15 protein-coding genes and 1 pseudogene are annotated in these 15,017 nt (G+C 70.8%); 15 read left to right on the top strand and 1 reads right to left on the bottom strand.

Translation table 11 applies throughout. The annotated features are described in order from the left end of the window. The first annotated feature begins 2 nt into the window (after window positions 1-2). Both AB0903_RS16545 and ffh read left to right on the top strand, forming a co-directional pair. Window positions 3-2,453 (top strand): [protein-PII] uridylyltransferase, encoded by a 2,451-nt coding sequence (locus AB0903_RS16545; protein WP_366703305.1) that lies wholly within the window; start codon window positions 3-5, stop codon window positions 2,451-2,453. Window positions 2,454-2,677: 224 nt separating this feature from the next. Continuing rightward, window positions 2,678-4,228, top strand: a complete 1,551-nt coding sequence (gene ffh / locus AB0903_RS16540) for a signal recognition particle protein (RefSeq protein WP_366703303.1) — start codon at window positions 2,678-2,680, stop codon at window positions 4,226-4,228. A 138-nt stretch (window positions 4,229-4,366) separates the two neighbouring features. Here the strand turns inward: ffh and AB0903_RS16535 are convergent, their stop codons facing one another. Continuing rightward, complete coding sequence (locus AB0903_RS16535) at window positions 4,367-5,170, bottom strand: methyltransferase domain-containing protein (protein ID WP_366703301.1); 804 nt, start codon at window positions 5,168-5,170, stop codon at window positions 4,367-4,369. 210 nt (window positions 5,171-5,380) lie between these two features. Here AB0903_RS16535 and proS point away from each other — a divergent pair, with 210 nt between their 5' ends. The 13 genes and pseudogenes from proS (at window position 5,381) to AB0903_RS16470 (ending at window position 14,896) form a co-directional block, all read left to right on the top strand. Then, complete coding sequence (gene proS, locus AB0903_RS16530) at window positions 5,381-6,793, top strand: proline--tRNA ligase (protein WP_366703299.1); 1,413 nt, start codon at window positions 5,381-5,383, stop codon at window positions 6,791-6,793. 199 nt (window positions 6,794-6,992) lie between these two features. Beyond that, on the top strand, window positions 6,993-7,586 hold the full coding sequence (locus AB0903_RS16525) for a hypothetical protein (protein WP_356895622.1): 594 nt from the start codon (window positions 6,993-6,995) through the stop codon (window positions 7,584-7,586). Window positions 7,587-7,836: 250 nt separating this feature from the next. Further along, window positions 7,837-8,289: a 30S ribosomal protein S16 gene (gene rpsP / locus AB0903_RS16520; RefSeq protein WP_366703297.1), complete on the top strand. Its 453-nt coding sequence runs from the start codon at window positions 7,837-7,839 to the stop codon at window positions 8,287-8,289. A gap of 2 nt (window positions 8,290-8,291) precedes the next feature. Continuing rightward, a complete protein-coding gene (locus AB0903_RS16515; RefSeq protein ID WP_018850017.1) occupies window positions 8,292-8,531 on the top strand; it encodes an RNA-binding protein in 240 nt (79 codons plus the stop codon). A 93-nt stretch (window positions 8,532-8,624) separates the two neighbouring features. Next, complete coding sequence (rimM, locus tag AB0903_RS16510; protein WP_366703295.1) at window positions 8,625-9,170, top strand: ribosome maturation factor RimM; 546 nt, start codon at window positions 8,625-8,627, stop codon at window positions 9,168-9,170. Then, window positions 9,170-9,991 carry a tRNA (guanosine(37)-N1)-methyltransferase TrmD gene (trmD, locus tag AB0903_RS16505; protein WP_366703293.1) on the top strand — a complete coding sequence of 274 codons (822 nt, stop codon included), beginning with the start codon at window positions 9,170-9,172 and terminating at the stop codon, window positions 9,989-9,991. The genes rimM and trmD overlap by 1 nt, the downstream gene beginning before the upstream one ends. Window positions 9,992-10,119: 128 nt before the next feature. Then, window positions 10,120-10,470: a 50S ribosomal protein L19 gene (rplS, locus tag AB0903_RS16500; RefSeq protein ID WP_366703291.1), complete on the top strand. Its 351-nt coding sequence runs from the start codon at window positions 10,120-10,122 to the stop codon at window positions 10,468-10,470. A gap of 71 nt (window positions 10,471-10,541) precedes the next feature. After that, complete coding sequence (gene lepB, locus AB0903_RS16495) at window positions 10,542-11,345, top strand: signal peptidase I (RefSeq protein WP_366703289.1); 804 nt, start codon at window positions 10,542-10,544, stop codon at window positions 11,343-11,345. Next, a pseudogene (gene lepB / locus AB0903_RS16490) lies at window positions 11,338-12,385 on the top strand (signal peptidase I); the annotation flags it as partial. The gene lepB (AB0903_RS16495) and the pseudogene lepB (AB0903_RS16490), both read left to right, overlap by 8 nt. Next, window positions 12,315-13,220, top strand: a complete 906-nt coding sequence (gene lepB, locus AB0903_RS16485) for a signal peptidase I (RefSeq protein WP_366703287.1) — start codon at window positions 12,315-12,317, stop codon at window positions 13,218-13,220. The pseudogene lepB (AB0903_RS16490) and the gene lepB (AB0903_RS16485), both read left to right, overlap by 71 nt. 74 nt (window positions 13,221-13,294) lie before the next feature. Next, entirely contained in the window at window positions 13,295-14,038 is a 744-nt protein-coding gene (lepB, locus tag AB0903_RS16480) for a signal peptidase I (RefSeq protein ID WP_366703285.1), read from the top strand. Further along, a complete protein-coding gene (locus AB0903_RS16475; protein ID WP_366703284.1) occupies window positions 14,028-14,531 on the top strand; it encodes an NUDIX hydrolase in 504 nt (167 codons plus the stop codon). The genes lepB (AB0903_RS16480) and AB0903_RS16475 overlap by 11 nt, the downstream gene beginning before the upstream one ends. 56 nt (window positions 14,532-14,587) lie before the next feature. Next, a complete protein-coding gene (locus tag AB0903_RS16470) occupies window positions 14,588-14,896 on the top strand; it encodes a DUF2469 domain-containing protein (RefSeq protein ID WP_005311352.1) in 309 nt (102 codons plus the stop codon). Window positions 14,897-15,017: the final 121 nt, after the last annotated feature.

Raw genomic sequence — 15,017 nt, 5'->3', positions numbered from 1 at the left:
GGGTGACCCTGGACGTGACCAACGAAGCGGAAGACACAGGACCCGGCGGCTACGCGGCGGCCCGGCTGCTCCTTCTCACCGGGAAGGAGCGGTCCGGGCCGCCGCGCCGTGCGGCCCTCGCCCGGCTCACCGACGCATGGCTGTCAGCGCTGTTCGCCACGGCCGCGCAGGAACTGGGCGTACGGGGCGCCGCCCTCGTCGCCGTCGGGGGCTACGGCCGCGGCGAGCTCTCCCCACGCAGCGATCTCGACCTCCTGCTGCTCCACGACGGCAGCGCGTCCCCGGCCGCCGTCGCCGCGATCGCCGACCGGATCTGGTACCCCGTCTGGGATCTGGGCCTCGCACTCGACCACTCCGTGCGTACTCCCGCTGAGGCCCGCAAGACCGCCGGCGAGGACCTCAAGGTGCAGCTCGGGCTGCTCGACGCCCGGCCCGTCGCCGGCGACCTGGGGCTCGTCGCCTCCCTGCGCACAGCCGTCCTCGCGGACTGGCGCAACCAGGCGCCCAGGCGCCTGCCCGAACTCGACGAACTCTGCCGGGACCGGGCCGCCCGCCAGGGCGAACTGCAGTACCTCCTCGAACCCGACCTCAAAGAGGCCCGCGGCGGACTGCGCGACGTCACCGCGCTGCGTGCCGTCGCCGCCTCCTGGCTCGCCGACGCCCCGCGCGAAGGACTCGCCGAGGCCCGCCGCACCCTGCTCGACGTACGCGACGCACTCCACCTCACCACCGGCCGCGCCACCGACCGCCTCGCCCTCCAGGAACAGGACCAGGTCGCCGCCGAACTCGGCCTCCTCGACGCCGACGCTCTGCTCCGCCAGGTGTACGAGGCGGCACGGACCGTCTCGTACGCCACCGACGTCACCTGGCGCGAGGTCGGCCGCGTGCTGCGTTCCCGCGCCGTCCGGCCGAGGCTGAGGGCCATGCTCGGGGGCCGGGCGCCGCAACCCGAACGCACCCCCCTCGCGGAGGGCGTCGTCGAACTCGACGGCGAGGCGGTCCTCGCCCGCACCGCACGGCCCGAACGCGACCCGGTCCTGCCGCTGCGTGCCGCCGCCGCGGCGGCCCAGGCGGGCCTGCCGATCTCCCGGCACGCCGTCCGGCGCCTCGGTGAGGCCATGGCCGCCAGGCCACTGCCCGTGCCGTGGCCCGCTGAGGCCCGTGAGGAGCTCGTCACCCTGCTCGGCGCCGGGGAGCCGACCGTCGCCGTGTGGGAGGCGCTGGAGGCGGAGGGCCTGATCACCCGGCTCGTTCCCGACTGGGAACGCGTCCGTTGCCGGCCCCAACGCAACGCCGTGCACACCTGGACCGTCGACCGGCACCTCGTCGAGACCGCCGTCAAGGCGTCCGAACTCACCCGCCACGTCGGCCGCCCCGACCTGCTGCTGGTCGCGGCCCTGCTGCACGACATCGGCAAGGGCTGGCCCGGTGACCACTCCGTCGCCGGCGAGACCATCGCCCGAGACGTCGCCGGTCGGATCGGCTTCGACCGCGCCGACGTCGGCGTCATCGCGACCCTCGTCCGTTACCACCTGCTGCTCGTCGACACGGCGACCCGCCGCGATCTCGACGACCCCGCGACCGTCGACTCCGTCGCTTCGGTCGTCGGGTCCGCCTCCACCCTGGAACTGCTGCACGCCCTGACCGAGGCGGACGCCCTCGCGACCGGCCCGGCGGCCTGGTCGTCGTGGCGCGGCTCGCTCGTCGCGGATCTCGTACGGCGCGTGGCGGCCGTACTCGCCGGAGACGTCCCGCCTGAACCGGACCAGGCCGCCCCCAGCGCCGAGCAGGAACGCCTCGCGGTCGAGGCCCTGCGCACCGGGGAACCCGTGCTCGCCCTGCACGCCCAGCCCGAGGCCCCGGCGGAGGACGGCGGACCGGAGCCCGTGGGCGTCGAACTGCTCATCGCCCTGCCCGACCAGCCGGGCGTGCTGCCCGCGGTCGCCGGAGTCCTCGCGCTGCACCGGCTCACCGTCCGCGCGGCGGACCTGCGGGCGGTCGAGCTGCCGAGCGAGGTGGGCCACGGGGCCGTGCTGGTACTGAACTGGCGCGTGGCGGCCGAGTACGGCTCTCTGCCACAGGCCGCCCGGCTCCGCGTGGACCTGGTACGCGCACTCGACGGCTCCCTGGACATCCGCGGCCGTCTCGCCGAACGGGAGGCCGCCTACCCGCGGCGTCGCGGCGTGAAGGCCCCGCCGCCGCGCGTGACGGTCGCCCCGGCCGGGTCCCGCCTGGCCACGGTCATCGAGGTCCGCGCCCATGACGCCCCCGGCCTGCTGCACAGGATCGGGCGCGCGCTGGAGGGGGCGGACGTCCGGGTCCGCAGTGCCCACGTCTCGACGCTGGGCGCGAACGCGGTGGACACCCTCTACGTGACGGACGGAAACGGTTCCCCGCTCGGTGACGCGGAGGCGGCGACGCTGGCGAAGAGCGTGGAGGAGGCACTGCGGTGAGGGCCGTGACGGGCGGCGCGGCCGCTCGCTGACCAGGGCGTGCTCTGGTCGGCGTGCGGCGGCGTTGCTCGGTTCGGCAGATCATGAACACCGGCGAGCACGCTGTGCGCCGGTGCGGTGATCGGGCCTCTGTCCGCCCTCACGGCGGGCGGGGGCATGAATGTCCCGGGGCCCGATACCCTTGGGGCGACCACCAGGCCCCGACCCGAGGAATCGCGACCACCGTGTTCGATACGCTTTCCGACCGCCTCAGCGCGACTTTCAAAAACCTCCGGGGCAAGGGACGCCTGTCAGAGGCAGACATCGACGGCGCGGCCCGGGAAATCCGTATCGCCCTGCTCGAGGCCGACGTGGCGCTCCCGGTCGTCCGGGAATTCATCAAGCAGGTCAAGACCCGCGCCCTCGGCGCGGAGGTCTCTAAGGCGCTGAATCCCGGCCAGCAGGTCATCAAGATCGTCAACGAGGAGCTGGTCACGATCCTCGGCGGCGAGACCCGCCGTCTGCGGTTCGCCAAGACCGCGCCGACCGTGATCATGCTCGCCGGTCTGCAGGGTGCAGGTAAGACCACTCTGGCCGGAAAGCTCGGCCTGTGGCTCAAGGGCCAGGGCCACTCACCCCTGCTCGTGGCGTGTGACCTCCAGCGTCCCAACGCGGTGAACCAGCTCTCGGTCGTCGCGGAGCGAGCCGGTGTCGCCGTCTACGCGCCCGAGCCGGGCAACGGCGTGGGTGACCCGGTCCAGGTCGCGAAGGACTCGATCGAGCACGCGCGGAGCCGCCAGTACGACATCGTGATCGTCGACACCGCCGGCCGCCTGGGCATCGACCAGGAGCTGATGCAGCAGGCCGCGGACATCAGGGACGCGGTCTCGCCCGACGAGATCCTCTTCGTCGTCGACGCCATGATCGGTCAGGACGCCGTCAACACCGCGGAGGCGTTCCGCGACGGTGTCGGCTTCGACGGCGTGGTGCTGTCCAAGCTGGACGGCGACGCCCGAGGCGGTGCCGCGCTCTCGATCGCGCACGTCACCGGCAAGAACGTCATGTTCGCCTCCAACGGCGAGAAGCTGGACGACTTCGACGCGTTCCACCCGGACCGGATGGCGTCCCGCATCCTCGGCATGGGCGACATGCTCTCGCTGATCGAGAAGGCCGAGCAGACCTTCAGCCAGGAAGAGGCCGCCAAGATGGCCTCCAAGCTGGCGAGCAGCAAGGGCAAGGAGTTCACGCTCGACGACTTCCTGGCCCAGATGGAGCAGGTCCGCAAGATGGGCTCCATCTCGAAGCTGCTCGGCATGCTGCCCGGCATGGCGCAGATGAAGGACCAGATCAACAACATCGACGAGCGTGACGTGGACCGTACGGCCGCGATCATCAAGTCGATGACGCCGGGGGAGCGCGAGGATCCGACGATCATCAACGGCTCGCGCCGTGCCCGTATCGCCAAGGGGTCCGGCGTCGAGGTCAGCGCGGTGAAGGGCCTGGTGGAGCGGTTCTTCGAGGCGCGCAAGATGATGTCGCGGATGGCGCAGGGCGGCGGGATGCCCGGTATGCCGGGGATGCCGGGCATGGGTGGTGGCCCTGGCCGGCAGAAGAAGCAGCAGAAGCAGGCCAAGGGCAAGCGCAAGAGCGGCAACCCGATGAAGCGCAAGGCCGAGGAGCAGGCAGCGGCCACGCGCCGGGAGCAGGCGGCTCAGGGCGGCGCCTTCGGGCTGCCGGCCGGTGAGCCCGGCAAGGACTTCGAGCTGCCCGACGAGTTCAAGAAGTTCATGGGCTGACCCCACGAGGCAGTGAGGGGCCCGCGACCGTCACGGTCGCGGGCCCTTGCCGTGTCCGGCGTGTCCGGGTCGGGGCGTGGGGCTTTTGCCTTGTCGGGGTCGGGGGTCGGGGCGTGGGGGCCCTTGCCCAATCGGGGATCAGGGCGTGCGGGCGATCAGATAGCGGAAGACGTTGGGCATCCAGACGGTGCCGTCGGGCCGCCGGTGGTCGTGGAGTGCCTCCTCGATCTCCTTCTCCACCTGGGCCGGGTCGCCCTCCCGCACGGCCCTGTCGTAGAGCCCGGTCGACAGCAGTCCGCGTACCGCGCTGTCCACGTCGGCATAGCCGAAGGGGCAGGCGACCCGGCCCGAGCCGTCCGGGTTGAGCCCGGCGCGCCCGGCCACGTCCTCCAGTGCGTCGCGGTGGGTGGCGCGCCGGTGTTCACCGGCCGCGCCCAGCACTCCGGCGGTGGCGCACCGCTCCGGTGGGCCCCAAGCGGTGAGCACCACCAGACTCCCGCGCTCGGCGAGGGCGACCGCGTTCCTCAGTGCCTTCTCCAGCCGCCCGGCGTCGCCCGTGCCGGCTCCGATCGGCTGGAACGCGGTGATGAGGTTGTACGCGGACCGGCCGGGACCGGCCGCGGCGGTGGCGTCACCGTCGAGCAGCCGGGCCGTCGGGCTGCCGTCCATGCGTTCCCGTGCGAGTGCGAGCCGGTCACGGTCCGTGTCGACGCCCGTCACGGTCGCCCCTCGGGCCCTGGCCATCAGCAGGGCCAGTCCGGAGCCGCAGCCCAGACTCAGGAGCCGGGTACCGGTGCCGACTTCGAGACGTTCGTAGACCGCTTCGTAGAGCGGCACCAGCATGCGTTCCTGGATCTCGGCCCAGTCCCGGGCACGTGTACTTCCCTGCGCCGAGGATGCCGCCGCCTTGCGGGGTCGGTGCTGGACGAGCGTGGATGTCATCGAAAGCGCCCCAATCCGCCGAGAGGTCGGTCTGTGCCCTTAAGGTCAGCCCCCGTGTGCGTACGCTCCGCGCTTCCCCGTATGCCAGAGAACTCCGCGGGCGTCCCCACGTCCAGAGGTTGTGCGGCACTGCTTCTGCGCCTGGGGCGTGAGCCCCCGGCGACCTGGCCGATTCACGCACAGGTCCCGTGTCGCCGTACGATGCCCGCCATGGCTAAGGCACCCGTTCTCACGCCCCGGTCGGAAGACTTCCCGCGGTGGTACCAGGACCTGATCAACAAGGCCGAACTGGCGGACAACGGACCGGTGCGCGGCACCATGGTCATCCGACCGTACGGCTACGGCCTGTGGGAGCGGATGCAGCAGGAGATGGACGCCCGCATCAAGGACGCGGGTGCGTCGAACGCCTACTTCCCGCTCTTCATCCCCCAGTCTTACCTGACTCGCGAGGCTGAGCACGTCGAGGGCTTCGCGCCCGAGCTCGCGGTGGTGACGCACGGCGGGGGCAAGGAACTCGACGAGCCGGTCGTGGTGCGTCCCACGTCCGAGACGATCATCAACGACTACTTCTCCAAGTGGGTCCAGAGCTACCGGGACCTGCCACTGCTGATCAACCAGTGGGCGAACGTCGTCCGTTGGGAGATGCGGCCGCGGGTCTTCCTGCGGACGACCGAATTCCTCTGGCAGGAGGGCCACACCGCCCACGCCACGTATGAGGACGCCAGGGACTACGCCGCCCACATCCACCGGCACGTCTACGCGGACTTCATGGTGAACGTCCTCGGTATCGATGTGCTCCTCGGGCGCAAGACGCCCCGTGAGCGGTTCGCCGGTGCGATCAACACCCTCACCCTGGAGGGGATGATGGGTGACGGCAAGGCCCTGCAGATGGGCACGAGCCATGAGCTCGGCACCAACTTCGCCAAGGCGTTCAACACCCGGTACCTCTCCGGGGACGGACAGCAGGAGCTGGTCTGGCAGACCTCCTGGGGCACGTCCACCCGGATGGTCGGCGGGCTGATCATGTCGCACGGCGACGACAGCGGGCTGCGGGTGCCGCCGAGGCTGGCGGCGGTCCAGGTGGTGGTCATGGCCATCAAGGGTGACGAGGCGGTCGCCAGGGTGCGGGAGATCGCCGGGACGCTCAGGGCCGCGGGCCTGCGAGTGCAGGTCGACGACCGGGTGGACACCCCGTTCGGCCGTCGTGCGGTCGACTGGGAGCTCAAGGGCGTGCCGGTACGGATCGAGATCGGACCGAGGGACCTGGAGGCGGGCACCGCAATGCTGGCCCGCCGCATCCCGGGAGGCAAGGAGCCGGTGAGCATCGAGTCGCTCGCCGCACTGCTGCCGAAGATCCTGGAGGACGACCAGGCGCTGCTGCTCGAGCAGTCCCGGCTGCGCCGCGAGTCGCGAACGAGCGACGTCGCCACGATCGAGGAGGCGGCCGAGGCCGCCGCCGCCGGCGGGTGGGCGCGCATCCCGTGGGCGGTGCTGGGCCAGGAGGGTGAGGCGCACCTCGCGGAGCAGGGCGTCTCGGTGCGCTGTCTGGTCGCGGAGGACGGGTCGGTGCCCGACGCGGACGACGCTCCCGGTACTGTCGCGGTCGTGGCGCGGGCATACTGACCGGCGCCCGACCGGCGCCCGTAGAGGTCGGGGCGCTACGTACCGCCTTGGTGCGAGCCGCGAGGATTCTCCGCAGATCGGCGCACCCGACCGCGTCAGGGCGCATCAACGGCAAGTGACGGGAACTGACGGGTACGTGCAAAATATTTCCGGATGGCCCGGAATGGAACCCGACGGCCCTCCGGCTCGTTATCACGACGTGAGCACGACACCACCTGTTCTCGCCGCAGAGCTGGCACAGGCGTGGGCCGACATTCAGCGGCACCACCCCGAGCTGCCAGATCTTGCCGCGCCCGAATCCCTGATCGGAGAGTCCTCGTCCGCCTGTGGCGCCGAGCTCTCCTTCGAGCGACTGCTCCATGAGGCAGTCCACGGCATCGCCGCCGCGCGAGGCGTCCGTGACACCTCGCGCGCCGGCCGCTACCACAACCGCCGCTTCCTCGCGATCGCCGAGGAGATGGGCCTCGACCATGTGGAAGAGCCGCACCCCAGCAGTGGTTTCTCGCTGGTCGCGCTCAACCCCGAGGCCAAGCGGCGGTACCGCCCCACGATCGAGCGGCTGCAGCGTGCCCTCAAGGCGCACACGGTCGCGACGGCTTCCGACACCAAACGCACCTTCCGCGGGCCGGCCGCACGGCACGGCTCGTCGGGCGGCGGCGTGCGGGTGAAGGCGGTCTGCGACTGCGGCCGCAATGTCAGAGTGGTCCCCTCGGTCCTGGCCCAGGCGCCGATCGTCTGCGGGGGCTGCGGAAAGCCGTTCCGGATCCCGGAGACAGTGGGCGCGGCGGGCTGAGCGTCCGTGCCCACGGGGCCGCAGGCGGCCGGTGATGCCGGCGGCCCGCGGACCGCGGCCCCGCCCGGGGCCGTGACCCGGGCGGGTGCAGAGCCGTCGCGGGTGTGTGGCACAATGGCTAGCTGTACTCGACAGCCGCACAGGAACCCTCTCGCCTCCGGCTGACGCGTCCATCGGGCATCCCGAGTACCGCAACCCCACGTGGCATCTCGTGTGCCCAACCACGTCAAGACCAGGAGACACCACTCCCGTGGCAGTCAAGATCAAGCTGAAGCGTCTCGGCAAGATTCGCCAGCCCCACTACCGCATCGTCGTCGCCGACTCCCGTACCCGCCGTGACGGCCGGGCCATCGAGGAGATCGGTCTGTACCACCCGACGTACAACCCGTCGCGCATCGAGGTCGACTCGGAGCGTGCGCAGTACTGGCTGTCCGTCGGCGCTCAGCCGACCGAGCCGGTCCTGGCCATCCTGAAGCTCACCGGCGACTGGCAGAAGGTCAAGGGCCTGCCCGCCCCGGAGCAGCCGCTGCTGGCCCCGGCGGCCAAGGAGGACAAGCGTGCCTCCTTCGACGCCTTCGCCAAGGCCCTCGAGGGTGACGACGCCAAGGGTGAGGCCATCACCCCGAAGGCGAAGAAGGCCGACAAGAAGGCGGACGAGGCTGCTGACTCGGCGGCTGCGTCCACCGAGTCGACCGAGGCCTGAGCATGCTCGAGGAGGCTCTCGAGCACCTCGTGAAGGGCATCGTCGACAACCCGGACGATGTGCAGGTCGCTTCCCGCAACCTGCGCCGTGGGCGTGTGCTCGAGGTCCGGGTCCACCCCGACGACCTCGGTAAGGTGATCGGCCGCAACGGCCGCACCGCACGCGCTCTGCGCACCGTCGTGGGCGCCATCGGCGGCCGTGGTATCCGCGTCGACCTCGTCGACGTGGACCAGGTCCACTGAACAAGTTGGCTGTTTTTTCATAGATGCGCCGGCTCGGGCCGGGGAGGGCCGTCGGCCCCCCCGGCCCGTAGTCGTATCGAAGGAGACATTCAGGTGCAGCTGGTAGTGGCGCGGATCGGCCGGGCCCACGGCGTCAAGGGCGAGGTCACCGTCGAGGTGCGCACGGACGAGCCGGAGCTGCGGCTCGGGCCCGGCGCCGTGCTGGCCACCGATCCGGCCGCCGTCGGGCCGCTGACCATCGAGACCGGCAGGGTGCACAACGGACGGCTGCTGCTGCGCTTCGAGGGCGTGGCCGACCGCACCGCGGCGGAGGCCCTGCGCAACACTCTGCTGATCGCCGAGGTGGACCCGGAGGAGCAGCCGGAGGAGCCCGACGAGTACTACGACCACCAGCTGATGGACCTGGACGTGGTGCTGGCGGACGGTACCGGGGTCGGGCGGATCACCGAGATCAGCCATCTGCCGTCGCAGGACCTGTTCATCGTGGAGCGGCCCGACGGCAGCGAGGTGATGATCCCGTTCGTCCACGAGATCGTCACGGAGATCGATCTGGAGGAGCAGCGGGCCGTGATCGACCCGCCGCCCGGGCTGCTGGACGAGGCCGAGGCCGAGATCGCGTCGTCACGGGACGAATCCTGATGCGGCTCGACGTCGTCACGATCTTCCCCGAGTACCTGGAACCGCTGAACGTCTCGCTGGTCGGCAAGGCCCGCGCCCGGGGACAGCTCGGCGTCCATGTCCACGATCTGCGCGAGTGGACGTACGACCGGCACAACACCGTCGACGACACCCCGTACGGCGGCGGCCCCGGCATGGTCATGAAGACGGAGCCGTGGGGCGAAGCGCTCGACGACGTCCTGGCGAGCGGCTACGAGTCGGGTGCCCACGGGCCCGCCCTGGTGGTCCCCACGCCCAGCGGGCACCCCTTCACCCAGGAACTCGCCGTCGAACTCTCCGGGCGCCCCTGGCTGATCTTCACCCCGGCGCGGTACGAGGGCATCGACCGCCGGGTCGTCGACGAGTACGCCACCCGCATGCCGGTCTTCGAGGTGTCCATCGGGGACTATGTACTGGCCGGCGGTGAGGCAGCCGTGCTGGTCGTCACCGAGGCCGTCGCGCGCCTGCTGCCGGGTGTCCTCGGCAACGCCGAGTCGCACCGGGACGACTCCTTCGCACCCGGCGCGATGGCGAACCTGCTGGAGGGTCCCGTCTACACCAAGCCCCCGCTCTGGCGTGGCCGAGAGATCCCCGAGGTGCTGGTCAGCGGCCACCACGGCAGGATCGCGCGCTGGCGCCGGGACCAGGCGCTGACCCGTACGGCCCGCAACCGGCCCGACCTCATCGAGCGCTGCGACCCGGCGGCCTTCGACAAGAAGGACCGGGAGACCCTGTCGATCCTGGGCTGGGCGCCGGAGCCCGGGGGCCGATTTTGGCGAAGGCCGCAGGCCGTGGAAGAATGAGCCGCTGCCGTACGTCCGGCCGGCGCCCCTGCCACAGGGGGAACGACGCCCGCCCGACGAGCGAGCACCCTTTTCTCAACACGACATTCCGCTGATGACCTGTGGCATCGGCGAGGAAGCAGACCACCATGGCTCACCTGCTCGACAACGTCAACGCGGTTTCGCTGCGCAGCGACGTCCCGGCCTTCCGTCCCGGTGACACCGTGAACGTCCACGTTCGCGTCATCGAGGGCAACCGCTCCCGTATCCAGCAGTTCAAGGGCGTCGTCATCCGCCGCCAGGGCGCGGGCGTGAGCGAGACCTTCACGGTCCGCAAGGTCTCCTTCTCCGTCGGCGTCGAGCGCACCTTCCCGGTGCACAGCCCGATCTTCGAGAAGATCGAGCTCGTCACCCGCGGTGACGTCCGTCGCGCCAAGCTGTACTACCTCCGTGAGCTGCGCGGCAAGGCCGCGAAGATCAAGGAGAAGCGCGACAAGTGAGCCTGGGCTCACAGCCGCGGCGGCGCTGCGGTTCCACCGGTCACAGGGCGGCCGGATAGGCTCTGCCCCCGATGGACACCCAAGCACAGCACACGGAGCGCGATCACTCTTCCACCCCCGAGGACGGGGCCGGGGAAGAGGGATCGCGCTCCGTGCGTCGTTCCCGCACCTCCCGTTTCTCCCTTCGCGGCGGCCGGGGCCGTGCGATGCCGCTGCGCACGGCCGGTCTGATCGGCGCGGCCTGCGCGGTCTTCGTGCTGCTGCTGAGCCACTTCGTGATCCAGCCGTTCCAGATCCCCAGCAGCTCCATGGAGCCCACGCTTCAGGTCGGTGACCGCGTGCTGGTGAACAAGCTGGCGTACCGTTCCGATGCGGGGCCCCGGCGCGGAGACGTGATCGTCTTCGACGGCGCGGGTTCCTTCGTACCGGAGGACATGACTGAAAATCCGGTCGGTTCCGTAGTACGAGAAGGGCTCGCCGTATTCGGACTCGCCGAGCCGGCCGAGACCGATTTCGTGAAGCGGGTGATTGGCGTGGGCGGTGACCGAGTTGTCTGCTGCGACGAGGGGCGCAGGGTCGAGGTGAACGGCGTACCGGTCGCAGAGACGTATCTGCACCCCGACGGTGCGCCGTCGGAAGTGGCGTTCGACATCGTCGTCCCCGAGGGAAAGCTCTGGGTCATGGGTGACCACCGCAGCAACTCACGCGACTCCAGGGACCATCTCGGCCGCCCGGGCGGGGGGATGGTGCCCGTCGACATGGTGGTCGGCCGGGTGGACTGGATCGGCTGGCCCGTCGGCCGTTGGTCGGGCCTGCAGACGACCGACGCGTTCTCCGGCGTACCCGACGCACCCCCGGGCGGCGCCCATGGGTAACCGCGGGCGCCCCCCGAGTCACCGGGCGGACACCCGGCTGCCGACCGGTACACGGCCCACCGACGGGGCCCGGCCACTGCCCGGCCGGGCCGAGCGGCGCCGACTGGCACAGAAGGTCAGGAGGAGACGCCGCCGTTCCGCGGTGAAGGAGGTACCTCTCCTGATCACGGTGGCGCTGCTCATAGCGCTGGTGCTGAAGACGTTCCTGGTGCAGGCGTTCGTGATCCCGTCGGGCTCGATGGAGCAGACGATCAGGATCCAGGACCGGGTGCTGGTGGACAAGCTCACCCCGTGGTTCGGCTCCAAGCCGGAGCGGGGCGACGTCGTCGTGTTCAAGGACCCCGGCGGCTGGCTGCCGCAGGAGGAGCAGCCGGAGCAGGACGATCCGGTCGTGGTCAAGCAGGTCAAGCAGGCTCTGACCTTCATCGGGCTGCTGCCGTCGGACGACGAACGGGACCTCATCAAGCGGGTGGTGGCCATCGGTGGTGACCGGGTCGCGTGCTGCGACAAGGACCGCCGGGTCACCGTGAACGGCGTCCCGTTGGACGAACCCTATCTGCACCCGGAGGACGTCCCTTCGTCGATGCAGTTCGATGTGCGCGTGCCCGCGGGGCGGCTCTTCGTGATGGGGGACCACCGGTCGAATTCGGCCGACTCGCGTTTCCACCTCGAAGAGGAGGGCAGTGGCACGGTTGCGGAGGACCGGGTCGTCGGCAGGGCGGTCGTGATCGCCTGGCCGCTGGACCACTGGCGGCGGCTCGGGGAGCCGGAGACGTACGCATCCGTGCCCAACGCGCGCGGCGGGACGGCGGCGGCACAGTCGCCGTCGAATACCCTGTCCTCCCAGGACCACAACGGAATGGTCCTGCTCCCGACCCCTGCGGAACTCCCGCTCGTTATGGGAGTGGTGGGCCTGTACCTGCTGTGGCACAGGCGGTTCGCACGGCGTGAGGAGTGGATGTGGGGGACGTGGCGGTCGGCGCACGGTCCGGGCACGACGATCCCGAGGAGAGGCGCGGGCTTCCCGAGACGCCCCCGGGCATGACGGACGACCCCCCGCCGGCGCCCGGCGACGACGGCGATTCCTCGGAGGGCAGCGGTACGGACCGGAAGAAGCAGAAGTCCTTCTGGAAGGAGCTGCCGCTCCTCGTCGGTATCGCGCTGCTTCTCGCGCTGCTGATCAAGACGTTCCTGGTGCAGGCGTTCTCGATCCCTTCGGAATCGATGATGAACACCCTGCAGCGGGGTGACCGCGTGCTGGTGGACAAGCTGACTCCGTGGTTCGGGTCGGAGCCCGAGCGCGGCGAGGTGGTCGTCTTCCACGACCCGGGAGGCTGGCTGGAGGGCGAGCCCGTCCCGGAGCCGAACATCGTGCAGCGGTTCCTGAGCTTCATCGGCCTGATGCCGTCCGCCGAGGACAAGGACCTCATCAAGAGGACGATCGCGATCGGCGGCGACACGGTGGAGTGCAAGAAGGGCGGCCCGGTCAAGGTCAACGGAAAGGCCCTCGACGAGCCGTACGTCTTCCCGGGCAGCTCGGCCTGTGACGACATGCCGTTCGGGCCCTTCAAGGTGCCGGACGACAAGATCTGGGTGATGGGCGACAACCGCCAGAACTCGCAGGACTCCCGCTACCACATGGAAGACGTGAACCGGGGGTTCGTCCCCGTCGACAAGGTCGTGGGGCGCGCGGTGGTGGTCGCGTGGCCGCTGGACCGCTGGTCCACCCTGCCGGTGCCGGACACCTTCGAGCAGCCCGGGATCGGGTCCGCGGCCGCCGCCCTGCCCGCCGCCCCCGCGGCGCTCGGTCTGGCCGGCGCGGTGCCGGTCGTGCTGTGGCGCAGGAGGCTGACCGCCGGGCGTACCGCCGGGTAGGGTGCCGCCCAGATCGCCGACTTCCCGAGCACCGGACTCTCGGGGGTCGTATCTCCGAGGTGGGGGGCGCCGGGATGGGCGGAACGGGACGTGACGAAGACGGCCACGGCCGGCTCGGCAGTGCGCTGTCGGGGCTGGCCGTGGCCGTCGGCTGTGTGCTCTTCCTCGGCGGGTTCGTCTGGGGAGCCCTCGTCTACCAGCCGTACACCGTGCCGACGGAGTCGATGGCGCCGACCGTGGAGGCGGGCGACCGGGTGCTGGCCGAGCGCATCGACGGCGACGAGGTGCGCCGCGGGGACATCGTCGTCTTCCGCGACACGCAGTGGGGCGACATGCCCATGATCAAGCGGGTCGTGGGTGTGGGCGGCGACGAGATCGCGTGCTGCACCGGGAACGGCCGGCTGACCATCAACGGCAAGGCCATCGAGGAACCGTATCTGCTGCAGCGCGACCAGCCCGCGTCAGAGGAGTTCACGGCAACGGTGCCCGAGGGGCAGCTCTTCCTGCTCGGTGACGAGCGCCTGGGCTCGCTCGACTCGAGGTCGCACCTGCAGGACGCCGGTCACGGCTCCGTGCCCCGCTCCGCGGTCTCGGCCAGGGTCGACGCCGTGGCCTGGCCCCTGGACGGCGGAATCGTCGAACGCCCCGAGGGCTTCGCCGGTCTGCCGGGAGGGGTGTCCCGGCCCGGGCCGGTCAAGCTCATGGCCGCGGCGGTGGCGGCCGGCGCCGTGCTGATCGTCGGCGGGGCGGCGTACGGGCCGGTGGCAGGCCGTAGGGGACGCAAGCGGCGCGACGGGGCGGCACCCGGTGTCGCCTGAGGTACCGCCGGCCCGGCTGCGCAAGGTTTCCAGGATCGTGCTCCTCGACCCTCGGGACCGCATCCTGCTCCTGCACGGCTACGAGCCGGCGGACCCGGCCGACGGCTGGTGGTTCACCCCCGGCGGCGGCCTGGAGGGCGACGAGACGCGGGAGGAGGCGGCGCGGCGGGAGCTCGCGGAGGAGACCGGGATCACCGACGTGGACCTGGGGCCGGTGCTGTGGCAGCGGCGCTGCTCGTTCCCGTTCGACGGTCGGCGCTGGGATCAGGACGAGTGGTACTTCCTGGGGCGCACGGACCGGACCGCGACCGCGCCCGCCGGGCTGACGGAGCTCGAGCGGAGAAGCGTCCGCGGCCTGAGGTGGTGGACCTGCGCAGAACTGTCGGCGGCGCGTGAGACGGTGTACCCGACCAGGCTCGCCGGGCTGCTGTGCACGCTGCTCGACGAGGGACCTCCGAGTGTCCCGGTGGTCCTGGACCCGGAAATCGTCTGAGGACCCAGGGTGACTGGCGCACAATGGGGGGACGCAAGGCTGAAGGGGAACATGCCATGAGCGCCGAGGACCTCGAGAAGTACGAGACCGAGATGGAGCTGAAGCTCTACCGGGAGTACCGAGATGTCGTCGGGCTGTTCAAATACGTGATCGAGACCGAGCGCCGGTTCTACCTGACCAATGATTACGAGATGCAGGTGCACTCGGTACAGGGCGAGGTCTTCTTCGAAGTCTCGATGGCCGATGCCTGGGTCTGGGACATGTACCGGCCGGCCAGGTTCGTCAAGCAGGTCCGGGTGCTCACCTTCAAGGACGTGAACATCGAGGAGCTGAACAAGAGCGACCTCGAGCTTCCCGGCAGCTGAAGCCACCCCGCGGGCACGCGGCCGTCGATCCACTGCCGAGGACGACGCGCTGATCGATCCGCCGACGCGCTGATCGATCCGCTCCCCGTGGGTGACGCGGTTGATCGATCCACTCCCGCGG

The sequence above is a fragment of the Streptomyces sp. NPDC048389 genome (genome assembly GCF_040706335.1).
Taxonomy (GTDB): Bacteria; Actinomycetota; Actinomycetes; order Streptomycetales; family Streptomycetaceae; genus Streptomyces.
This window is presented reverse-complemented; position numbering and strand designations above follow the sequence as displayed.

Coding starts and splice junctions, on each gene's coding strand:
- AB0903_RS16535 (WP_366703301.1), bottom strand. CDS start 5,170: ATGACATCCACGCTCGTCCAGCACCGACCCCGCAAGGCGGCGGCATCC.
- proS (WP_366703299.1), top strand. CDS start 5,381: ATGGCTAAGGCACCCGTTCTCACGCCCCGGTCGGAAGACTTCCCGCGG.
- AB0903_RS16515 (WP_018850017.1), top strand. CDS start 8,292: ATGCTCGAGGAGGCTCTCGAGCACCTCGTGAAGGGCATCGTCGACAAC.
- trmD (WP_366703293.1), top strand. CDS start 9,170: ATGCGGCTCGACGTCGTCACGATCTTCCCCGAGTACCTGGAACCGCTG.
- rplS (WP_366703291.1), top strand. CDS start 10,120: ATGGCTCACCTGCTCGACAACGTCAACGCGGTTTCGCTGCGCAGCGAC.
- lepB (WP_366703289.1), top strand. CDS start 10,542: ATGGACACCCAAGCACAGCACACGGAGCGCGATCACTCTTCCACCCCC.
- lepB (WP_366703285.1), top strand. CDS start 13,295: ATGGGCGGAACGGGACGTGACGAAGACGGCCACGGCCGGCTCGGCAGT.
- AB0903_RS16470 (WP_005311352.1), top strand. CDS start 14,588: ATGAGCGCCGAGGACCTCGAGAAGTACGAGACCGAGATGGAGCTGAAG.